The 21464-nt window shown below is 53.8% G+C and carries 27 protein-coding genes; 4 read left to right on the forward strand and 23 right to left on the reverse strand.

Annotated features, from left to right (window positions below; all coding sequences use genetic code 11):
- Window positions 1–16 precede the first annotated feature (16 nt).
- The 11 genes from trmD to ffh all read right to left on the reverse strand — a co-directional run bounded on the left by trmD (window position 17) and on the right by ffh (window position 6632).
- Window positions 17–841, reverse strand: a complete 825-nt coding sequence (trmD, locus tag ACTG3Z_RS09985) for a tRNA (guanosine(37)-N1)-methyltransferase TrmD (protein WP_439142915.1) — start codon at window positions 839–841, stop codon at window positions 17–19.
- A gap of 1 nt (window position 842) precedes the next feature.
- Window positions 843–1526: a pentapeptide repeat-containing protein gene (locus ACTG3Z_RS09990; RefSeq protein WP_439142917.1), complete on the reverse strand. Its 684-nt coding sequence runs from the start codon at window positions 1524–1526 to the stop codon at window positions 843–845.
- Window positions 1527–2033, reverse strand: a complete 507-nt coding sequence (rimM, locus tag ACTG3Z_RS09995; protein WP_439142919.1) for a ribosome maturation factor RimM — start codon at window positions 2031–2033, stop codon at window positions 1527–1529.
- Window positions 2030–2173 (reverse strand): hypothetical protein, encoded by a 144-nt coding sequence (locus ACTG3Z_RS10000; protein ID WP_439142920.1) that lies wholly within the window; start codon window positions 2171–2173, stop codon window positions 2030–2032. Before ACTG3Z_RS10000 ends, rimM begins: the two co-directional genes overlap by 4 nt.
- A 77-nt stretch (window positions 2174–2250) precedes the next feature.
- Window positions 2251–2640 carry a 30S ribosomal protein S16 gene (gene rpsP / locus ACTG3Z_RS10005; protein WP_439142921.1) on the reverse strand — a complete coding sequence of 130 codons (390 nt, stop codon included), beginning with the start codon at window positions 2638–2640 and terminating at the stop codon, window positions 2251–2253.
- 64 nt (window positions 2641–2704) lie between these two features.
- Window positions 2705–3001 (reverse strand): chorismate mutase, encoded by a 297-nt coding sequence (locus ACTG3Z_RS10010; protein ID WP_439142922.1) that lies wholly within the window; start codon window positions 2999–3001, stop codon window positions 2705–2707.
- Window positions 2998–3525 (reverse strand): GNAT family N-acetyltransferase, encoded by a 528-nt coding sequence (locus tag ACTG3Z_RS10015; RefSeq protein ID WP_439142924.1) that lies wholly within the window; start codon window positions 3523–3525, stop codon window positions 2998–3000. The genes ACTG3Z_RS10010 and ACTG3Z_RS10015 overlap by 4 nt, the downstream gene beginning before the upstream one ends.
- A complete protein-coding gene (locus tag ACTG3Z_RS10020; protein ID WP_439142925.1) occupies window positions 3522–4082 on the reverse strand; it encodes a GNAT family N-acetyltransferase in 561 nt (186 codons plus the stop codon). Before ACTG3Z_RS10020 ends, ACTG3Z_RS10015 begins: the two co-directional genes overlap by 4 nt.
- Entirely contained in the window at window positions 4079–4609 is a 531-nt protein-coding gene (locus tag ACTG3Z_RS10025) for a GNAT family N-acetyltransferase (protein WP_439142926.1), read from the reverse strand. The genes ACTG3Z_RS10020 and ACTG3Z_RS10025 overlap by 4 nt, the downstream gene beginning before the upstream one ends.
- Window positions 4606–5121 carry a GNAT family N-acetyltransferase gene (locus tag ACTG3Z_RS10030; protein WP_439142928.1) on the reverse strand — a complete coding sequence of 172 codons (516 nt, stop codon included), beginning with the start codon at window positions 5119–5121 and terminating at the stop codon, window positions 4606–4608. The genes ACTG3Z_RS10025 and ACTG3Z_RS10030 overlap by 4 nt, the downstream gene beginning before the upstream one ends.
- Window positions 5122–5123: 2 nt before the next feature.
- Window positions 5124–6632: a signal recognition particle protein gene (ffh, locus tag ACTG3Z_RS10035; protein WP_439142930.1), complete on the reverse strand. Its 1509-nt coding sequence runs from the start codon at window positions 6630–6632 to the stop codon at window positions 5124–5126.
- 284 nt (window positions 6633–6916) lie between these two features.
- Here ffh and ACTG3Z_RS10040 point away from each other — a divergent pair, with 284 nt between their 5' ends.
- From ACTG3Z_RS10040 to ACTG3Z_RS10050, 3 genes are read left to right on the forward strand one after another with little or no spacing between them, the layout of a single operon-like run.
- Window positions 6917–7798 carry a LysR family transcriptional regulator gene (locus ACTG3Z_RS10040; RefSeq protein ID WP_439142932.1) on the forward strand — a complete coding sequence of 294 codons (882 nt, stop codon included), beginning with the start codon at window positions 6917–6919 and terminating at the stop codon, window positions 7796–7798.
- Window positions 7795–8712, forward strand: coding sequence for a DMT family transporter (locus tag ACTG3Z_RS10045; RefSeq protein ID WP_439142934.1), 918 nt, complete (start codon window positions 7795–7797; stop codon window positions 8710–8712). The genes ACTG3Z_RS10040 and ACTG3Z_RS10045 overlap by 4 nt, the downstream gene beginning before the upstream one ends.
- A complete protein-coding gene (locus tag ACTG3Z_RS10050) occupies window positions 8687–9610 on the forward strand; it encodes an alpha/beta hydrolase (protein WP_439142935.1) in 924 nt (307 codons plus the stop codon). The genes ACTG3Z_RS10045 and ACTG3Z_RS10050 overlap by 26 nt, the downstream gene beginning before the upstream one ends.
- Before the next feature lie 28 nt (window positions 9611–9638).
- Here the strand turns inward: ACTG3Z_RS10050 and ACTG3Z_RS10055 are convergent, their stop codons facing one another.
- The 11 genes from ACTG3Z_RS10055 to ACTG3Z_RS10105 form a co-directional block, all read right to left on the reverse strand.
- Window positions 9639–10478, reverse strand: a complete 840-nt coding sequence (locus ACTG3Z_RS10055; RefSeq protein WP_439142936.1) for an alkaline phosphatase family protein — start codon at window positions 10476–10478, stop codon at window positions 9639–9641.
- 53 nt (window positions 10479–10531) lie between these two features.
- Window positions 10532–12166: an ABC transporter ATP-binding protein gene (locus tag ACTG3Z_RS10060; RefSeq protein ID WP_439142937.1), complete on the reverse strand. Its 1635-nt coding sequence runs from the start codon at window positions 12164–12166 to the stop codon at window positions 10532–10534.
- Window positions 12166–12984, reverse strand: a complete 819-nt coding sequence (locus ACTG3Z_RS10065) for an ABC transporter permease (RefSeq protein WP_072630382.1) — start codon at window positions 12982–12984, stop codon at window positions 12166–12168. The genes ACTG3Z_RS10060 and ACTG3Z_RS10065 overlap by 1 nt, the downstream gene beginning before the upstream one ends.
- A gap of 11 nt (window positions 12985–12995) precedes the next feature.
- Entirely contained in the window at window positions 12996–13952 is a 957-nt protein-coding gene (locus tag ACTG3Z_RS10070; protein WP_439142938.1) for an ABC transporter permease, read from the reverse strand.
- Window positions 13953–13966: 14 nt separating this feature from the next.
- On the reverse strand, window positions 13967–15550 hold the full coding sequence (locus ACTG3Z_RS10075) for an ABC transporter substrate-binding protein (protein WP_439142939.1): 1584 nt from the start codon (window positions 15548–15550) through the stop codon (window positions 13967–13969).
- A gap of 131 nt (window positions 15551–15681) precedes the next feature.
- Window positions 15682–17673, reverse strand: coding sequence for a CocE/NonD family hydrolase (locus ACTG3Z_RS10080; protein WP_439142941.1), 1992 nt, complete (start codon window positions 17671–17673; stop codon window positions 15682–15684).
- Between the two features lie 188 nt (window positions 17674–17861).
- Complete coding sequence (locus ACTG3Z_RS10085) at window positions 17862–18422, reverse strand: F0F1 ATP synthase subunit B (RefSeq protein WP_439142943.1); 561 nt, start codon at window positions 18420–18422, stop codon at window positions 17862–17864.
- A gap of 4 nt (window positions 18423–18426) precedes the next feature.
- Complete coding sequence (locus ACTG3Z_RS10090) at window positions 18427–18972, reverse strand: F0F1 ATP synthase subunit B' (RefSeq protein ID WP_439142945.1); 546 nt, start codon at window positions 18970–18972, stop codon at window positions 18427–18429.
- An 84-nt stretch (window positions 18973–19056) separates the two neighbouring features.
- On the reverse strand, window positions 19057–19281 hold the full coding sequence (locus tag ACTG3Z_RS10095; RefSeq protein WP_072630388.1) for a F0F1 ATP synthase subunit C: 225 nt from the start codon (window positions 19279–19281) through the stop codon (window positions 19057–19059).
- Between the two features lie 69 nt (window positions 19282–19350).
- Complete coding sequence (locus ACTG3Z_RS10100) at window positions 19351–20094, reverse strand: F0F1 ATP synthase subunit A (RefSeq protein ID WP_439142946.1); 744 nt, start codon at window positions 20092–20094, stop codon at window positions 19351–19353.
- 3 nt (window positions 20095–20097) lie between these two features.
- Window positions 20098–20427 (reverse strand): AtpZ/AtpI family protein, encoded by a 330-nt coding sequence (locus ACTG3Z_RS10105; RefSeq protein ID WP_439142947.1) that lies wholly within the window; start codon window positions 20425–20427, stop codon window positions 20098–20100.
- 219 nt (window positions 20428–20646) lie between these two features.
- Between ACTG3Z_RS10105 and ACTG3Z_RS10110 the strand changes: the two genes are divergently transcribed.
- Complete coding sequence (locus ACTG3Z_RS10110; protein WP_439142948.1) at window positions 20647–20970, forward strand: ArsR/SmtB family transcription factor; 324 nt, start codon at window positions 20647–20649, stop codon at window positions 20968–20970.
- A 21-nt stretch (window positions 20971–20991) separates the two neighbouring features.
- Here the strand turns inward: ACTG3Z_RS10110 and ACTG3Z_RS10115 are convergent, their stop codons facing one another.
- Entirely contained in the window at window positions 20992–21414 is a 423-nt protein-coding gene (locus ACTG3Z_RS10115; RefSeq protein WP_439142949.1) for a bleomycin resistance protein, read from the reverse strand.
- Window positions 21415–21464: the final 50 nt, after the last annotated feature.

The following is a 21464-nucleotide window of genomic DNA, read 5'->3' on the forward strand; positions in this document are numbered from 1 at the left end:
GCGAAGTGATTGCGTCCTATGAGAGCTCTTGGTCTTCATCCGGGTCCCTGTTGTGCGCTGCACACCAAGCCCGCCAGAGGTCAGGTCGTCTTTCTTTTGTGAGCCTTTCGGCCATTGCCTGCCGCCAGTCAGATATCTTCGCGTGATGGCCGGACTGAAGTATTTCCGGTATCGCACGATCCTTCCAGACCGCAGGTTTCGTATACTGAGGATGCTCTAGGAGACCATGCGAGAACGATTCGTCCTGCGTGGAATCATAGTTCCCAAGCACACGCGGTATAAGCCGCACTGTCGCATCAATCAAGGCCTGCGCTGCAATCTCGCCGCCTGTGAGGATAAAGTCACCAAGAGAGACTTCTTCGATGTCGTATTCTTCGATCACACGCTCGTCGACACCCTCAAAACGCCCGCAAAGCAAGGTGATCCCGTCACAAGCCGCAAAGCGTTGCGCCATCTTTTGATCCAGGCGCTTACCACGCGGGGACAGATAGACGCGCGGCCAGTTTCCACGCTCTGATTCTGCGGCGGTATCAAGGGCTTTTCCCAGCACATCCGCACGCAAAACCATGCCTGCGCCGCCGCCTGCTGGTGTGTCATCTACATTGCGATGTTTGGTTTCCCCAAAAGGGCGTAAATCAATCGTCTCCATCTGCCACAGTCCCTCTTGAAGAGCTTTGCCTGTCAGAGATGCCCCAAGAACGCCGGGAAACGCATCAGGAAACAATGTGATAATTTGCGCGCGCCATACGCCGGCAAGTTCGGGCGTTGGTGTCATCAATTCGCGTGGTTTGAAAGTCGGGCGGATCGCCTTGCGACCATGAGAGCGGGGTTTATCGGTCATTTTAAACTACCTTTAACCCAAGCTGGCCGAGCAAATCTGCGGCTTGGCTTTTGGAAATGATCGCCCCTTTGAAACGGCGTGCATCGCTCATCTGCAATCCGCCAAGGTCGCTGGATCGTAGATCCGCACCCTTGAAATTGGCATCCGTGACGATGCTTTCACGCAAGGAACACTCCTCCAGATAAGCATTTTCGAACGTCGCGTTTGACAGGTCCGCTTGATCAAAATTCACCGAGTTGAGTGTGGCGTCTTTCATCTCAAACCCGCGCAATTGCGCGAGGCCTAGGTTGCACTCTGATAGAGCCACATCTGCGATTGCAATGTCTGTCATATTCGCGCCGATCATTTTGCAGCCACTGAAACTCACGTCTGCCAGTTTGCCAAATGTAAAACCAGCGTTGCTCAAATCACAGTTTTTGAATTGGACTTGCGATAAACGCGCAGAGCGAAAGGTCGCTGCCGCCGCGCGGCATTCGATGAAGTCAGTCTCATCGATAATGCAATTGTCGAAGCGTGCATTGCCCAGATCACACTTTTTGAACGTCCACTCAGTGAGTTCCAATTCTTGGAAGTTAACGTTCTCAAGCTGGCAAGATTGAAAATGCACGGGCTGCCCAACTGAGGCAAATTTTGCGAGCTCTTTGAACGTTACTGCGCGATCTGTGATGAAGTGCTCATTGCTCATCTAGTCAAACAATCCATATGGCGGATCTGCGATGATACGTCCTGCTTTAAGATCAATAGTCGGCACAGCGTCTCGCGTGAAGGGCAACAGCACAGCAGTTTTCAGATTGGGACCATGGACCTCTAAAAGATCACCGGCACCGTGGTTCTGCACATTCTTCACATGCCCCAAGACAACGCCACCTGTATCGAGCACTTCCAGCCCCTCAAGGTCGGTATGGTAATATTCATCATCGGGGAGCGCGGGCAGTTGGGCGCGCCGCGCAAACAGCTTTTCACCGCTCAAGGCATCTGCATCTTCTTTGGTTACGACGCCAGAGAGCCGCGCCGAATAGCCGTTTTTCACAGGGCCGAGCAAAGTCAGTGTAAAACTGCGCCCGTTCTCAGTGACCAAAGGATTGTAGTCGGCAATATCAGAGGGTTCAGCACAAAAACTTTTAAGTCGCACATCGCCTTTGACGCCAAAAGCACCACCGATGGAGCCAACGCAAATCAGATCATCACTCATTCAGATACTCCCCGGCAGATACCGCTTTTCATCGAGCCACCCGCATCCACACATTTGTCCAATGCTGCGTTGCGTTCTGAAAGCACGCCAAAGACGAAAGCAGCGCCGAACATAATGGGTAGGCGGATGAGGCGAAACATATCAACAAACCTGTCTTAGAAAAGCAAAAGACGGCGCAAATGGTGCGCCGCCCTTTTTCACAAGCGTAAAGAGCGGTTTACTCTTCCGCAGCTGCTTCTTCAGCAGGAGCCGCCGCAGCTTCTGCCGCTTCAGCTGCTTTGCTTGCTTTCTCTTCAGCGCGCGCAACAGCTTTCTTGCCAGGCGTACCCTTCTTAGGGTTTGCACGGTCTTTCTTCGGCAGCAGGTCAGCCGCTTCAAGCATACGAGACACACGGTCTGTTGTCTGTGCGCCTTCACCGAGCCAGTATTGGATGCGCTCAACATTCATTTTTACGCGCTCTTCGCTGTCTTTTGGAAGCAGTGGGTTATATGTGCCGAGCTTTTCGATGTAGCGACCGTCGCGTGGCATGCGGGAATCCGCTGCAACGATGCGATAGAAAGGGCGCTTTTTGGAACCGCCGCGGGCGAGACGAATTTTCATAGCCATGGTGTAGTACTCCTAAGTTTTCTTTTGTCTGTTTGTTAGAGGGGGGTGCGTGACTTCACGCACCTTACGTTTGGTGTTGTTTATGGTGGTGGATCACTTCCTCAATGATGAAATTGAGGAATTTCTTGGCAAATTCAGGGTCAAGATCGGCCCTGTTTGCAAGGTCTTCGAGCCGCGCAATCTGCGTGGCTTCGCGGGTGGGATCGCTCGCAGGCAGTTCATGTTCTGCCTTTAGCTTGCCCACGGCTTGGGTGTGTTTGAACCGCTCGCCGAGTGTGTAGACGAGGATCGCATCAAGGCGATCGATACTCGCGCGATGCTCTTTAAGCACCTCTGCGGCTTTGCTCACTGCGTCGCTCATGCGGTGTCTCCTTGTTTTGGGTGGCGGTAGATGTCAGCGACTTCGCCGAGCAATTTTCCTGTGCTTCCGTATGAAGCACCAAGGCGTGTTGCAAGCGCGATAGAGCGTGTGTTCGTCGGGTCGATATAGCTGACAACGCTGTCCAGATCGAAGTGTTTTGCGCCATACGCGCGCGCAGCGCTTGCGGCTTCAAAGGCATAGCCTTTGCCCTCATAGCCATCATGTACGTTCCAGCCGAGTTCTGGTTCATCCCAGCCCTCGCGAAATATGAAACCGCAGGCACCGATCATGCGATCATCGCCTTTATGGTGGATGTGCCACATGCCGAAACCACGCAGTGCCCAGTGACCAATGCCGCTTGAAATAATCCGCCAGCAACTCGCGCGATCTTGTGGGCCGCCAATCAGATGCGAACGCTCTGATTGATTGAACACTTCCAACGCATCCAGATCACTTTCCAGCGGCGCGCGCAGGATCAAGCGGTCTGTCTCGATGGTGGGAATTTCGAAATTGAATGAGGTCATTGCGCAACCTCATTGGTATGAATGTAGGCCAGCATCGTGTCGTCATGCACCGTGCGTTTGGCACCAAGGCGTTCGGCCAAAACGATCGAGCGCGCGTTGTCTTTGTGAATGTAGCTCGCCAATTCGTTGAGCTTGAGCGTATCAAATGCAAACGCGCGTGCCATTTGCGCTGCTTCATGCGCGATTCCCAGACCTTCGTTGGCCTCAGATACGAGGTAGCCCAATTCGATCTGTTCATCACCCGGCTCAAGACCCAAGATCACAAAACCCAAGAGCTCTTCGCTGTCCACATCCACAATCGACCAACCGCCGTGCCCATGCAGCATCCAGCCAGAAGCGAGTTGGACAAAGTCCCACCACGCATCCTCACGGCTGAGCGGCCCACCCATATACTGACCGCGCTCGCTGCACATAACCTCTGCATAAAGCGGGAAGTCTTCAACACTCGGCGCGCGCAACAATAGCGCATCAGACACGAGCGTCGGGATCTGCGCCGCGACGTTCGCAGCAACGGCTGACGGGATACCCGTGGGGGCCTGTTCATGTCGCAGGGTCATTTCAACGCCTCCGGTGCCGGATGGCGATAGAGGTGGTCGAGACCCATTTGCACGTTGTCATATTCACGCTCGAACGTTGCACCCAAGCGTTTGGCCAAAGCGATAGAGCGTGTGTTGGACGGCACGATATTCGAGGTCATCGTTGCAAAACCAAGATCGGAATAGGCCCAAGTACGCGCTGCAAGTGCCGCTTCGTAAGCGATGCCTTTGCCCTCGTACCCTTCAAATACGACCCAACCGAGTTCTGGTTCAGGCCAGCCCTCTGGGTTCCAAATGCCTGTGATGCCAGCTGGGTTGCCAGTCGCTTTGTCCTCGATGGTCAGGTAGCCGTAGCCATGGATATGCCAGTGGCCGATGTTCAAAGCGTACCAACGCCATGCATCGTCGCGTTTTGTGTAACCGCCGAACCCTTCGGAGCGGACCTCATCCATGAGAAAACCGATGAGTGGCTCCGCGTCACGCAATTCTGGGCCGCGCAGGATCAAACGATCCGTTTCAAAACGGGGGGCGTGTGCGACTAGGGTCATGCGGCCCTCCGGTGACGGTAAACTGCCGTCTCGTCAGGGGTTTCGCCATCAGGCAGGGTTGCCTGCGCGTCATGAGAGGCACCAAGACGTTCCGCCAAGGCAATCGAGCGTGCATTCTTTGGATCAATGTAGCTCACAAAGGTCTCCAGCGAGAGCGCATCAAACGCCCAAGCACGCGCAGCTTGTGCTGCTTCAAATGCGATCCCTTTGCCCTCGAATTCAGGCATGATCAGATAGCCCAACTCAATCTCAGGAAAATGGCTTGGCTTGTTGATGCCAACTTGGCCCACAAACGCGCCATCATGCGTTTCGATGCCCCAACTGCCAAAGCCCTGCAAGGACCAGCTGCCGACTTCGCCAGCCACCCAATACCACAGCTTTTGGCGATCAATCGGCCCGCCCATATAGATCGAACGCTCAGACGCAAACAGCGCTTCCAGAGGGGCGAAATCGCTCATCTGGTGGTGCCGTAGCGTGAGCCGCTCGGTGCGTATGGTCGGCGCGCGATCCAAAGTTACTTCTTCTTCCCGAAGCCAGACAAGCCAGGGGGCAGGCCCATGCCGCCACCTAGGCCACCAAGACCGCCGGGCAGCTTGCCGCCCATAGCCTTTGCCGCCGCTTCCATCGCTTTCGGGTCCATCTTGGAAGGGTCCATGCCAGCGGGCATTCCTGCGCCACCGCCTTTACCGAGCATGCCTTTCATCGCCTGTTTCAGCATCCCGCCTTTGCCCATCTTCTTCATCATGTCGCCCATCTGGCGCTGCATTTTGAGAAGTTTGTTCAGCTCGGAAACTTCCATGCCCGCACCTTTGGCGATGCGCTTTTTGCGGGACGCCTGCAACAATTGCGGGTTCGCGCGCTCGCGCTTGGTCATTGATTGGATCAAAGCAATTTGCTGCTTGAGGATGCGATCATCAATGCCCGCGCCCTCCATCTGCTTCGCCATCTTGCCCATGCCCGGCATCATGCCCATGATACCTTCCATGCCGCCCATCTTTTGCATTTGCTCAAGCTGGTTTTTCAGGTCGTTCATGTTGAACTGACCCTTCTGAAAGCGCTTCATCATGCGCTCGGCTTGCTCGGCCTCGATAGTTTCTTGCGCCTTCTCGACCAGCGCAACAATGTCGCCCATGCCAAGGATACGGCCCGCAACACGCTCAGGCTCGAACGTCTCAAGTGCGTCCATCTTTTCGCCCAAACCGACAAACTTGATTGGCTTGCCAGTGACCGCGCGCATCGACAGTGCCGCACCGCCACGACCGTCACCGTCCATACGAGTGAGGACCACGCCGGAGATACCGATCTTGCCGTCGAACTCTTCTGCGACCTCAACAGCCACCTGACCTGTGAGGCCGTCAACAACCAGCAATGTCTCGCGCGGGTTGACCGCGTCGCGCACATCTTCGACCTCTTTCATCAAGGTCTCGTCGATCTGCAAACGACCCGCTGTGTCGAGCATGTAGACGTCGTAGCCACCAAGGGTTGCCTGTTGCTTGGCACGTTTGGCAATCTGCACGGCAGACTCACCAGCCACGATTGGCAAAGTATCCACACCAATCTGCGTGCCCAAAATCGCAAGCTGCTGCTGCGCCGCTGGGCGGTAAATATCGAGCGAGGCCATCAACACGCGCTTGCCGTTCTTCTCCGTCAAACGTTTGGCGAGCTTACCTGTCGTCGTTGTCTTACCACCACCTTGCAAACCGACCATCAGGATTGGGGCAGGGGCGTTGTCGATCTTTAGTTCACCCGGCTCACCCTCGCCGCGCAGAACGTGCTGAAGTTCGTCGTGAACGATCTTAACAACTTGCTGACCGGGGGTGATGGATTTGGTGACGGCTTGGCCTGTAGCCTTTTCCTGAACCGCTTTGACGAAATCGCGTGCAACTGGCAGAGAGACGTCTGCCTCAAGCAAAGCGACGCGAACTTCGCGCAGGGCTGTTTTGACGTCATCCTCGGACAATGCGCCTTGCTTGGTCAGGCGATCAAAAACACCTGATAGACGGTCGGATAGATTTTCAAACATGCCTATTGGCCCTTCAGTCTGCTGCAAGTTGATCCCAATGTAGGTAGGATCGGCGAATGTTCCAAACGACAATCGCACCAGTGGGCGCAACGCGCTGACTGGTGGCGATCCTCGTGTAATCGAGGACCGGAAGAATTGATGCTTCCGGGTATTGACCCGCGTTTAGGCGTTGGGCGGTTCAGAGTCAACACGCAGGACATCTTTGAGCGATGCATTGATTGCATTTTCAAACACTAAAGGTGAAACTGGCGCGCACTTACAAATTTGCGCACAAAGGATGACCGATGCAGAACTGGGATGAGGTACGTACCGCATATCAGGTGGCACGTATGGGTACCGTAAGCGGTGCGGCAGATGTTTTGGGTGTGCATCATGCGACTGTTATCCGCCATGTGGATGCGCTTGAGGCGCGCCTTGGTGTGAAGCTTTTCCAACGGCATGCGCGTGGATACACGCCGACCGAAGCAGGCCAGGATTTGTGCCGTGTAGCGCAAGCGACAGATGAACAATTCAGCCAACTTTCAGGGCGCGTTAAGGGTAAGGGTGACGAGGTCTCTGGCGAATTGGTCGTCACCTCGCTTGTCGGACTTGCTCCCTTGATGGCGCCTACGCTGACAGCGTTTCAACAAGCCTATCCGGAAGTCATTTTGCGTTATCTGACCGGAGACCGCTTGTTTCGCCTTGAATATGGCGAGGCGCATGTTGCGGTGCGTGCAGGGCGCGTGCCAGACCAACCGGACAATGTCGTGCAAGCTTTTGTTAAACAACCCATCGGGCTTTATGCTTCGCAAAGTTATATCGGCCGCTATGGCATGCCTAAGGATGAAAGCGAATATAACAAACATCGTTTTGTGGGGCACGATTCCGAGAATAACGGATCACCGTTTTTCCAATGGTTGATCAAGAATGTTCCGCGTGAAAACGTTGTGTTCCGCTCCACCGATAACCGAGCAATGGAACTTGCCATTCGTGCAGGCGCAGGCATCGGGTTCATGAATGCCCATGATGCTGCGGCCCATAAAGGCATGGTGCAAGTCGCGCCTGCGCGTGATGATTGGAATGCACAGCTTTGGCTGGTCACGCATGTCGATCTACACCGAACGGCTAAGGTCCAAGCCTTTTTGCGCTTTGTAAAAGAACAGGCGAAAAGTTGGGATATGTCATGAACGAGGCTCTGCGCGGACATGGTGCGATGCTGTTGTTCTCGATGCTGGTCGCTGGGTCTTTTTCGCTTGGTGCCATGGCGTCGCCGTTCGTTGCGCCGGAACTTGTTACAGTATTGCGCTTTGGCATCGCGGCTCTCGTGCTTGGTGCGCTTTGTGGTTTTCGGGGTGAGCTTAAAACAGAAAATGTGACGGCTGTTTGGCGGTATGTTCTGCTCGGGGGTGTGTTTGCGACCTACTTTGTGCTGATGTTTGCAGGCTTGAAAACAGCGCCAGCTGTTTCTGCGGCGGCGGTATTCACGCTCACACCGATTATAACCGCGATCGCGTCATTTGTGTTGCTGCGACAAATCACAACGCTGCGCATTGCGGCTGGGCTAGCCATCGGCGCGCTTGGCGCACTTTGGGTCATTTTTCGCGCTGATTGGTCCGCCTTTATCCTTTTTGAGGTCGGCAAGGGCGAGATCATCTATTTTTGGGGCTGTGTTTGTCATGCAATTTACATCCCACTCGTGCGCTTGTTGAACCGTGGCGAAAGCGCTTTTTTATTTTCGTTCGGCACAACAATGGGCGGTATTCTTGTGCTGCTGGTGTGGAGCTGGTCAGCCCTATGGAGCACCGATTACGCGGCTTTGCCAAATATCGTTTGGATTACCATTCTTTATGTGTCGATCTTTGCGACAGCAGCAACTTTTGTGCTGGGTCAATTTGCATCCCTAAGGCTACCCGGGGCAAAGGTGATGGCTTATACGTATTTAATTCCCTCATGGGTGATCTTGTGGGAAATCGGACTAGGCCACGGCGCACCTAAAGGGCTTATTTTGGGCGGGGTTGCCTTGACAGTCGTGGCGCTCATTGTCTTGCTCAAACACGAAGAAACGGGAGGGCGAGATGGCCGATTATCAAAAGCTCATTGATGCAGAGACTTGGGCGTTTATCGAGAAAACCAACAGTTTTTATCCTCCTGACACGGCCACTTACGGGGTTGAGGATCAGCGCCGGATTTATGATGGCATGTGCGCTGCGTTTCGCGTGGGTTATCCTGAGGGTGTGATCGCTAAGGACCGCGCTTATGGCGGCGTTCCGTGCCGCCATTACACCAGCGTTGGCAGTGATGCTGTTGTGATGTATTTCCATGGCGGCGGGTTTGTTGTCGGGGGCTTGGAAAGCCACGATGATGTCTGCGCTGAGATCTGTGCAGCGACGGGTTTAGATGTGGTGTCTGTCGATTATCGTATGGCACCAGAGCATAAGCACCCCGCGATGTTTGAGGATGCTATGGCGGCGTCCGTGGCAGTGACAGTTGAAACAGGTAAGGCGCTGGTGCTGTGCGGTGATAGTGCTGGGGGTAATCTTGCGGCTTGCGTCTCTCATATGGCGCGGGGGTCGGACTTGATAATCAAAGGTCAGGTACTTGTGTATCCGGGTCTTGGTGGGGATTTTGACAAAGGGTCCTACATGGAATTCGCGGATGCCCCTATGCTGACGCGCGACGACATCGTGATCTACCGCGATGTGCGCTTGGACGGCGATGAGCCTGTTGGGGATCCAAGCTACGCGCCTTTGCAAGACACCACATTTGAGGGCTTGCCCCCGACTGTGATCAACACGGCACAATGTGATCCGTTAAGCGATGATGGCGTCGACTATGAGCAGGCCTTAAAGGCCGCAGGCGTGCGCGTGCACCGCGTTGATGAAGCGGGCTTGGTCCATGGACACTTGCGCGCGCGGCATATGTCCAATCGGTCAGCTGCAAGTTTCAAACGAATTACGGACGCAATCGCTGCTTTGGCCTTGGATGATTGGCCTTACTAAAGGCGCTCGGGTTTCTTTCAAACCGGTGTTATGCGGGTAGGAAAGGCTCTGCCTTCATGCTTGCAGGGATTGGCGCGCCGAGGCGATTTAGAATGCTAGGCGCAAGTTGGAGCTGGTGGAGGGGTGTTCCCGCATCAGGGCCATGCGCGTCGCCAAAATAATAAAGCGCAAATTCCTGTTGCAGGGGATCGTTGCCGCCATGATGCCCCCGTGTGTCTTGACCATGATCTGCCGTCACAATCACCTCGTAGCCCATGTCGCACCAGCGTGGGATGAACGGGGCCAACATTTCATCCATCACAAAACAGGCGTGATCCATTTCATGGCTTTCATGTTGAAAGCGATGCCCCATGCTATCAAGCGTACAGGTGTGCAAAATCCCATAGTTCAGATCGAAACGCCCCGCGAGATTTGTGAGCGTTGCGAAGAGATCTAGATCCGACGGCGTCATTTGGTTCGCATGCCCATAGCCCGTCATCGAATGGAAACGACCATGGTTGATCGTTGTGCTTTCTGGTTCATCATACTCGATATCGCGCACGTAATCGAAAGGGTGGCGATTGAAGAACTCAGACCAGAATGAATGCGTGACCGCACCTGTCGTTCCGCCGGCTCTTCTGATTTCGGAAAACAGATCAGGTTGTTTTATGCGAAAGACGTTGCCGTTGCCTGTGCAGCCATGTTCCTGTGGTGTGACGCCTGTGTGAATGGACGCGTAGCAGCTCGCAGAAATGGAGGGCAGCACACTGGTCATGGTCCATTTCTGAGCCGTTCCATTCGCAACCCAGCCTTCAAGGTTGCCAAACAAACGTGCCCAATTGCGCAGGGGGACACCATCGAGGATGATGAGGAGTAGTTTGCGTTTCATGGGAGCCTCCGGCGGGAGTTTATTTGGAAAAATGAAGCAGAGTGCGGGTTTGTTTAGTTCCCTGCGCTTTCCATTTTGCGGGTTGCGATGACATTTTCGAGCCAGCCGAGCTTCATTTCAGGAACCGAACTGAGCAGTAAGTCGGTGTAGTCGTCAAAGGGCGGGCTAAGCACTTCTGATTTTGTACCGTAGCGTACGACGCGGCCTTGATACATCACGGCGATGCTATCGGCGATCGCGCGCACGGTGGCAAGGTCGTGGGTGATGAAGAGATAGGCCACATCTTCGCGTTTTTGTAGATCGAGCAAAAGTTTCAAGATGCCATCCGCAACCAATGGATCAAGGGCGGATGTGACCTCATCACAAATGATCAGCTTTGGCTTGGCAGCAAGCGCACGTGCAATGCAGACGCGTTGTTTTTGTCCGCCAGACAGTTCCGCTGGATAGCGATCAATGAAGCCGTCGCCCATCTCGATTTCTTCGAGGAGTTCGGCGATGCGCTTGCGCTTTTCTTCGCCCTTCATACCGAAATAGAATTCCAACGGACGTCCAATGATCGTGCCAACGGTTTGGCGGGGGTTCATGGCGACATCGGCCATTTGATAGATCATTTGAAGCTCGCGCAGATCTTCGCGTGACCGGCTCGGTTGGTCAGGGGTTAAAGTGCGCCCTGCGAAATCTGTGCTGCCACCTTTTGGGGGAAGGAGACCTGTGATCACGCGCGCAAGCGTGGATTTGCCAGAACCAGACTCACCAACGACAGCCAAAGTTTGACCCGGTGAAATATCAACGCTCACATCATGCAAAACGTCGAACTTCGTACCCTTATAGCGCGCGGTTATGTTCTTAGCGCTGAGGATGGGTTGGGTTGGCGTTTTCTCTTCGTGATTGATTGAGCGCACAGAAACGAGCGCTTTGGTATACTCTTCTTGTGGGTTGTTAATGATCTGATCGACGGATCCATATTCGACCATATTCCCCATTTTCAGAACCATGATATCGTCGCTTACTTGTGCGACGACAGCGAGGTCGTGGGTGATATACAAAGCCGCAACACCTGTGTCGCGTATCGCTTCTTTGATCGCGGCCAACACATCAATCTGCGTTGTGACGTCCAAAGCCGTCGTAGGCTCGTCAAAGACGACAAGATCAGGCTCAGGGCAAAGCGCGAGGGCTGTCATACAACGTTGAAGTTGGCCGCCTGACACTTGATGCGGATAGCGCGAACCGATGTTGTCGGGGTCGGGCAAACCAAGTTTGTCAAACAGTAAGCGCGCTTTGGCCTCTGCATCGGCACGGCTGAACTTGCCTTGGCTTACAGAAGCTTCAACGACTTGATCCATAATCTTCTTGGCAGGGTTAAAGCTTGCCGCCGCAGATTGCGCCACATAGGTCACTTCCGCGCCGCGCAGTTTGCGCAAATCGCGTATGCCACCTTGCAGGATATCGCGCCCATTTACCCAAACTTCGCCGCCTGTCAGTTCGACGCCGCCGCGCCCATAGCCAAGCGCGGATAAGCCGATGGTAGATTTGCCAGCGCCAGACTCGCCAATCAGGCCAAGAACTTTGCCTTTTTGAAGTTCAAAATCAACGCCATGCACAATCTTGATCTTATGCGGTTTGGCATCGGGGGGATAAACTGTCGCGCCAATTTTCAGACCGCGTACTTTGAGGAGAGGGTCGCTCATTATCCACGGCCTCCTTTAAGAGAGGTGGTTCTGTTGAGCACCCAATCTGCCACTAGGTTCACAGAAATAGCCAACGTTGCAATTGCAAAGGCGGGGACAAGTGCGGCAGGGATGCCATAAACAATACCGTCTTTGTTTTCTTTCACGATTCCGCCCCAGTCTGCGCCGGGCGGTTGTACACCGAGGCCCAAGAATGACAGGGTTGAAACGAAGAGCACTGCAAAGATGAAACGCAGGCCCATTTCCGCAACAAGCGGGCTAAGCGCATTTGGTAGGATTTCGCGGAAAATGATCCAAGATTTACCCTCACCCCGCAGTGTCGCGGCTTCCACGTAGTCCATAACATTGATATCCACGGCAACCGCGCGGGACAGGCGATATACGCGTGTGGAGTCTAAAAGACCCATCACAACAATCAAAACCGGAATGGTGACTGGCATGACAGACAAGACGACGAGCGCAAAAATCAAAGACGGGATCGACATGATCAAATCGACAAAGCGCGAAATAGCTTGATCGACCCAGCCGCCCATAACTGCTGCCAAAAGGCCAAGACACGAGCCGAGCGTGAAGCTCAAGATCGTTGCTGCCGTGGCGATGAAGATTGTTGTACGCCCACCGTAGATCATGCGGCTCAGAAGGTCACGGCCGATGCTGTCTGTTCCAAGCCAATGTTTCGATGAGGCTGGCTCCCAAACATCACCGACTGCTTCAGCCATGCCGTAGGGCGCAAGCCAAGGCGCAAAAATCGCTATGAAGAAATAGAGACCTGTGAAGAACAGACCGATGAGGGCGGAAATCGGGATATTTTTGAACATGTCCGCTCCTGCTATTTTGGATGCCGCAAGCGCGGGTTGGCAAGGATAGACACGATATCAGCGATCATATTCAGCCCGATGTAAACTGCTGCAAAGACTAAGCCGCAGGCTTGCACCACTGGCACGTCACGCTTGGCCACGTGATCGACAAGATACTGACCCATGCCGGGATATACAAAGACCACCTCGACAACCACAACACCAACGACAAGGTAGGCAAGGTTGAGCATCACAACGTTCACAATTGGTGCAATCGCGTTCGGGAAAGCGTGGCGCGCGATGACTTGAAAGCTGGACAGACCTTTGAGTTCAGCCGTTTCGATATAGGCCGATTGCATGACATTCAGGATGGCCGCGCGGGTCATGCGCATCATATGCGCGAGGACAACAAGGGTTAAAACTGTAACGGGGAGCGCAATTGCTTGCAACTTTTGTCCAAGGCTCATGCTGTCATTTATCATTGCAACAGAGGGTGCCCAACCAAGTTTGACGCCGATGAAATACATCAAAACGTAGCCGATCAGGAATTCTGGGATCGAAATGGAAGTCAGCGTGACCGCTGAAATCATTTTGTCCGGCCAACGGTCCTTGTAACGCACAGCGACCAGGCCAAGGAAAATTGCCAAAGGCACGGAGACGACAGCTGCCCAAAATGCAAGGAACAGGGTGTTGCCGAGGCGCTTGCCCATGGAAGTCGCGATGTCCTGACCATTGGTCAGAGCTGTGCCGAGATCACCTTGAATCGCGCCGCCAAGCCAGCTGAAATAGCGGCTCAAAGCGGGCTCGTTCAGGCCGAGATCTCTTCGAAGGTTGGCCAATGCCTCAGGGGTTGCGGACTGGCCTAGAATGGATTGTGCAACATCGCCTGGAAGAATTTGTGTTCCCACAAAAATCAATGCAGACGCCGCGAGAAGGAGAAGGAGCCCCAGCGCTAAGCGCTGGGACACCAGTTTCAAAATCGGGTGCATGTGCGAACCGAACCTTACGCGAAGGACAGTTTGCGTGTGACCTGACCGTTCATCAGTTCGCCATTTGGATCGGTTTCCCACCCCACGAGCTTGTCGCTGACGCCGTCGATGAAATCGTTGAACATTGGGCAGATAAGACCGCCCTCATCACGTACGATGTGACCCATCTCAGAGTAGAGCGCTTTGCGCTTCTCAAGGTCCAGCTCTGCCTTCGCGGCCAGTAGTTTGGCGTCGAAGTCTGGGTTGTTGAACTTCGTGTCGTTCCAGTCTGCAGACGAGAGATACGCTGTGGAATACATCTGGTCCTGCACCGGACGGCCACCCCAGTAGGATGCACAGAACGGCTGTTTGTTCCAAACTTCAGACCAGTAGCCATCGTTTGGCTCACGCTTGATTTCGAGCGGGATACCAGCTGCTGCTGCGGACTGCTGGAACAGCTGTGCTGCTTCAACCGCACCGGGGAAGGCACCGTCAGCTGTACGCAGGATGATAGGCGAGCCATCATGACCAGACTTTGCATAGTGCTCTTTGGCTTTGTCCACGTCGTACATGCGCTGCGGGATAGAGCTGTCAAACAGTGGATACGCCGCATTGATTGGCATGTCGTTGCCAACAGAGCCGTAGCCGCGCAGGATCTTCTCAACCATTTCTTCACGGTTGATCGCATATTTCAGCGCGAGACGCAGTTCTGTGCTGTCAAAGGGCGCGGTGTTGGTGTGCATGATGAACACATAGTGACCCCGGCCTGGTGTGGACTGAACAGACACACCAGGTGCGCGCGCAAGAAGGCCAGCAATCTTTGGCTCAAGACGGTTGATCAGGTGCACCTGACCAGATTGAAGTGCTGCTGTACGTGCTGTTGCGTCGTTGATCGCAAGGATTTCGACAGAGTCAAAGTGCCCATCGTCGCCCCAATAGTTCGCGAACTTGGAGTACATGTGACGTACGCCTGGCTCATCAACTTCAACTTTGTATGGACCTGTGCCGATGCCTGCTGCCGGATCGTCCATTCCGCCATTTGGCTGAACGATAAGGTGATAGTCCGCCATCAAGTAGGGAAGGTCTGCGTTGGCATTTTTCAGAGTGACAGAGAATGTGTCACCTTCAACTTTCATGCTCTCGATGTTTTTCATCACACCCAAGGCACCAGACTTGGAGTCTTCGTTGGAATGACGCTCCATGGTCTTCATGACATCTTCGCCGGTCATCGTCTTGCCGTTATGGAATTCTACGCCTTGGCGCAGTTTGAACATCCATGTTTTCGCGTCTGGTGTGCTCTCGACGCTCGTAGCAAGGCGTGGCTCAATCTCACCTGTTGGGGAAACTTCTACCAGTGTGTCACCGAATTGACGACCGTTGTGATAAGGGACCTGGCTGGCGTATGTCGCTGGATCGAGTGAGTTTGTGCTTTCACCACCAGTTGAGCCGATCTTCAGATCGCCACCTTTTTTGTGGCTCGCGGCTTTTGCAGCTGTCGCAAACATTGTGCTCGCGGCTGCTGCGCTGACGCCAAGCGCGGACGCTTTGCCCATGAAATCGCGGCGCGACAGTTTGCCTGCGCTCGCACGCTTTGCGAGGTAGTCGAGTTGATCTTGCATTAGGAATCTCCCAGTTGGCTATTTTGATCCGCCGTCGTTTTGAAAGCAGGCGGTTTTGAACTTAGTACTCCTAACAATGCGGATTGCGGCGCACCTCGCAAGGGCTAAATACTTTTTTTGACATCACGCTTTTACAAGTTGTCACGTAAAATGCTGCGCTGCACGTCTTTTTCGAGGATGAGTTCATCGTTTTCGAAAGCTTCCAAGCGAGCCTTGAGGTGGAAGTGGGTCGCATCACAACTCATTTCAGAGGTAGCTTCTGTGCGCAAAGCGATTCCCTCGCGCTCGAGCTCATCGGTCCAGTGGGTGCGGCCATGTGCGCTAAGCGGATCATCTGGATGGATAGACCACCACTCGCGCGCAATTGAACCATTGATCAAGCCATGATCGCTGTCTTTGACCTTGCCAAAATCATCTACGATTTCCAGTGTAACGACCCCGGTCGTCCAATCCGTAACCGTTTTGCGACTGTTTGACCCCTCGCGCAGTGTGTCCACCTGCCAAAGGGTGTCTGCTTCTGGCAGCTCGAATGTCCATTCATCCACATCACCACTAGGACAAAGCGGTAAACTCAGTGATCCTTGCGTGAGTGTCAGTGTGCTCGCTTTTGGGCTTGGCCAAATCAGTGGCCAATAGGCTGTTGAGACAGCAATTCCAAGGCGATGCCCTTTGGGCAGGCGATACGCGATATGATCAAGGACGATCGTGACCTCTTCCACCTTATTGGGGGTCATTGCAGAGGGCGTGCTATGACTGTCGCGGTGAGAGAGGTTCAAAACACCATATGTAATCCGTGCACTTGCCCCGTTTGGCTGAATATCTAACAAACGCACGGCAATTTGGCCTTGAGGTGTATCAGAGCTGAGCTTGAGTGTGACACTCGGTGCGCCAATGATATCGCGCTGTGCTTCAAGCGGTTCTGTTTTGAAAACCACCGACATGGCATCATCGCTTCGTTGATCATCAGGCAATTCCGGCCCAAGCCAGATCGCGCAATATTCGCCCGAATGGGCACCACATGTTTGAGGTGAGCTAATCGTCGTTTCAAAAGGCGCTGCGGTGTCTTGCAATGTTTGATCACCAAGATGCCAAATTTCATGCGCGAGTTGGGAAGGTTTTTCGTTAATCGCTAGCCAAGTGCCTGCACGCTCAGTGTACCACGATTTTGGTGGTACAGACTCCATAAGGTAGGGCCGATAGAGCGGGTCATCTTGAACGCCTGTGTCCTCGCCCTTTAGCCAATGATCCCACCATCGCAACGCTTCTTGCAAGAAACCTATGCGCGGTTCTGGAATGGCGAAATGCGGATATTTATGCACCCAAGGACCGATGATCGCCTTTGCGGGGGCGTCTAGGTTTTCGATCAATGTAGGGGGCGCGTTCTTGTAAGCATCGCCCCAACCGCCAATGGCGAGCGTCGCGGCTTTGATCTTGCTGTAGTCTTCGCAGACAGAACCATGCTTCCAATAGGCGTCGCGAGTTTGATGATCCAACCAGTGCGCCGCGAGGAAGGGTTCGTTTTCCAATCGGTCGAGCCAGATCTCGCGCCAATCATTGGGGCGCAGCGCTGGGTCGGGCGCACGAGAGGAGTAGGACCACATCGTGCCGGACCAGCCGAGGTTTTCATTCAGTAAGCAGCCACCTTTGTAGTGGATATCATCAGCGTAGCGATCCACGGTCGAGCAGAGCGTGATGATCGCCTTAAGCGCTTCGGGTTGAAGGGCTGCGACTTGCAGCGCATTGAAACCGCCCCACGAAATACCCATCATCCCGACGGTGCCAGAGCACCACGGTTGCGCTGATAGCCAATTGATCGTTTCGACAGCGTCACTTAACTCTTGCGGGCTGTACTCGTCCTCCATCAGCCCTTCGCTATCGCCATTGCCACGCATGTCGACGCGGATGCAGGCGTACCCGCGTTTGGCAAAGTAAGGATGGGTAAGGCAATCGCGCGCCGTGGTGCCGTCGCGTTTGCGGTAGGGAAGGAATTCGAGGATAGCAGGGACGGGGGCGTCTGTTGCGTTGTCCGGGATCCATGTGCGGGCCGAAAGGCGCGTGCCGTCGGGCATAGTGATGCCAAGATCCGGGTTTTCGGTAATTGCGCGCAGAATGTTTGATGTCATAGCTGCATCGTTGTATGCTGTGCGGTGGGAGTCAAGTTGTGCGTGCTTACGCACGCGCTTGATACGCTGCTGACGCAGCAGATTGGGGCGCAGCCCCAAACCCCGGAGTTTGTGTGGAAAAATGAAGAGGCCTAAAACGACAAAACCCGGCGCTGAGGCCGGGTTTCGATTTTAGTTTTTTGAGTTGATTAGTGAAGCTTGCTAGAGACTTCGCCAATCGCGTCATCGATAAGAGATGCGCCGTCTTTGGCCGTCATCTGCTTCGCGATCACGTCGTTCGCTGCTGCAATTGCAACGCCAACGGCAGTGTCACGGACTTCCTTGATCGCACCGGCTTCTGCAGAAGCGATTTGATCGTTGGCAGCTGCAAGGCGACGCGCGATGGAGGTTTTGAGATCCTCTTTCGCTTGATCCGCAGCCGCAGCCGCGTCTTTCTTAGCCGCTTCTACGATGCGGTCAGCTTGCTCTTGCACTTCTTTTTGCTTGCGCTCGTAAGAGGCCAGCAATTTCTGTGCATCTTCGCGCAATGCTTTCGCTTCGTCCAATTCATCGCGAATATCAGTCGCACGCTTATCAAGCATGCCACCCAACAACGCTGGAATTTTGAAGTAAGCAATGATTGCGAGGAACAGCAAGAAGCCGAGCAAAACAACGAAATCTGTGTTGCCGAGCGAGAAGAACGGGCCGGAGGCTGCCAAGGCAGGCTGTGCGGAACCGATCAATAGGAGAGTAAGTGCTTTGATCCGCATGATACTATCCTTTCAAGCGCGCAGCGACAGCTGCGCTCACGTCTTTAGCTGAGGCTTTGCCACCCAGTGCAGAGACGATCTCTGCCGCTGTATCTTTGGCAACTTCTTCAACGCTTGCCAGAGCACCTGCACGGATTTCAGCGATTGCTTTCTCCGATTCAGCGGCTTTCGCGGCAATCTCTGCGTCTGCTTTCGCAATCGCTACGTCGAGATCAGCTTGAATGTCTGCTTTGGCACCTGCCACGATGTTTTGCGCTTCGGCGCGCGCATCTGAGAGGGCCTTGTTATATGCGTCTTCTGCTTCGCTTGCTTTGTTTTTCAACATTTCAGCGGCAGCGATATCATTGGTGATCGTTCCAGAACGCTCTGCCAAAACCGCAGCAATGCGCGGTAGCGCGATGCGGGACAGAACCAGAAAGATCACTACAAGAGTGAGAACGAGCCAGAAAATCTGGTTTGGGAACCATTCAAAGCACAGTTGCGGCATACCAATGGCTGAGCCATCGGGACCTACACATGAGCTGACGGCACCTGTTGTTTCGGTAGCCATGTCGTCCTCCGTCGGAACTTTTCTCTACATCGGGCGGCCTGAGACATCTCTAGCCGCCCGCGCGTAAGGATTAGATCAGTCGGCTTAGACTGCGAACATCAACAGAAGGGACACGAGGAATGCAAAGATGCCCAGTGCTTCTGCGAACGCGATGCCGATGAAGAGTGTTGCTGTCTGACCAGCAGCAGCGGATGGGTTGCGCAATGCGCCAGCCAAGAAGTTGCCTGCAACGTTACCAACACCGATAGCGGCTGCGCCGGAACCGATTGCTGCAAGTCCTGCGCCGATGTGTGCGAGATCGCCTTCCATAGTATTTCTCCTTACGATTGGAAGTTTAGATAGATGCGTAAGGTGCGTGGTTTCACGCACCCACGTTAGTTAGTGAGACGGGTGCAATGCGTCCTTTAGGTAAACGCATGTCAGGATAGTAAAGACGTAGGCCTGGATCGCGGACACCAGCACTTCAAGGCCGTAGATCGCGACAACCCCAAGGATCGACAAAGGCGCGACCGCTGTGAGTGCTGCGAAGCCTGCGAAAACCTTCAGAACTGCGTGGCCCGCCATGACGTTGCCAGCGAGACGAATGGAGTGGCTCACAGGGCGTACGAAATAAGATATAACCTCGATCAGCGCCAAAACAGGGCGCAACGCGAGAGGCGCGCTAGAGACCCAGAAAAGCCCCAAAAAGCCTGCGCCGTTCTTGATGAAGCCAATGGCTGTCACTGTGAAGAACACGCCAAAGCCCAAGATTGCGGTTACAGCGATGTGCGACGTTGGTGAGAAGGACATCGGGATCAGCGCGAGGAAGTTAGAGAAGAGAATGAAGATGAACAGCGTGAAGATATATGGGAAATATTTGATCCCATCTTTACCTGTTACGTCTTCGACCATCTTGTAGACGAAGCCATACATCATTTCCGCGATGGACTGCGCGCGACCCGGAATAACCGCGCGGCGTGATGTGCCGATGATCAACAAGCCGATGACACAGACCGCTGCAAGCGCGAGCCAGAGCGTCATGTTCGTGACTGTGAACATACCAATCGGGCCATCGCCAAACAAAGGTTTGATGATGAACTGATCCATTGGGTGGAAAACTAGTCCGCCTTTTTCCTCAGCCATGCTTCAGTCCTCTTTCTGCGCGTCCGCCTGTGCGGACATTTGTTGGTCTTGGATCTCTTGAGCGGTGCGCATCATTGTTTTGATACCGGCCGCAAGACCCAACATTATAAACAGCACCATGAAAATCGGCAGCGTGCCAAACAGCACATCCAGTCCGTATCCGATGCCAAAACCGATCCCAAGACCGGCCACGAGCTCTGTCACCATGCGCCAGCCTTGTTGGGCTTGGCTGTAGTGTTCCTCTGACGCGGGCTTAGGGCCTGTCGCTGCTTTCACCTTGGCGATCCGTTCGTCCAATTTCTTGAGACGGTCTTGATTGTCAGGCTCGGTCAACGGCTCAAATCCCGTTTAGAGGTTTAGGGGAGTGCTATGCCCGCACTGCTTATGAGTCAAGTGAGTGTCGGTTTAAGCTAAAGCTCTGATAATTAATGATTTTAAGGTTGAATTCTTGGCTGCGACAGCTGGGCGCAGGGGCGGTTTCCCTCGTTTTCGCACTTATTGCATATTCAACCATTTGGTTGACGAATATCACCGCTTTGCGTTTATGGCCCTATGAGCCAAACTCTCGACACTGTCTTCGCGGCCCTCGCCGATCCAACCCGCCGCGCGATCCTCACAATGTTGTTAGAGGACGATATGGCCGTGACCGATGTTGCTGACCCTTTCGAGATGTCTTTAGCGGCAGTGTCCAAACATTTGGTGATCCTTACCAAAGCGGGTCTGATCTCCCAAGAGAAACGCGGTCGTGTGAAATGGTGCAAGATCGAACCCAACGCGATGAAAGACGCATCAGTTTGGATGCAAAGCTTTGGTCAGTTCGAAGAACTGGACATGGACGCGTTCGAGCGGTTCTTGGAGGCGGAGTTGGAAGGGTGACAACTTTTGTAGCTTTGAAGTCTACCTAACTGGTCTGTCTCCAATATCTTCGCTGAATCTCAAAAGGTATCCATCTGGATCCTGCATCAAAAATTCACGCTGACCATGTTCGCGTTGATCAATTCTGTACCATGATGTTTCCAAGTTTGCGAAAACTGGAATGTTCTGACTTACAACGAGCTCGTATAGCTGTTCGACGTCATTGACGAGAATTTGGAAATTGATGCCGCGCCCGAAAGGCTTTTGTAGTTCACCCGTACTCCAAAACCCGTTGCTTTGTTCAAGCATGATTTGCGCCTTTCCTAATGCGATATAAGCAAACCCGTTTTCAGGGCGTCCATGCATAACTTCGAAGCCGAGTTTGTCTGTGTAAAATACTAGACTGGTTTGAAAATCCGAGCACGACAGCTCAGGTACAAGAGCTGCATAAGAGGAAGCGGTCATTTGTGGTTTCTTTCGATGTCGCAAGTCGATGCTGTTAGGTGAAAAAAGGC

The organism is Planktotalea sp. (assembly GCF_965659345.1).
Classification (GTDB): domain Bacteria; phylum Pseudomonadota; class Alphaproteobacteria; order Rhodobacterales; family Rhodobacteraceae; genus Planktotalea.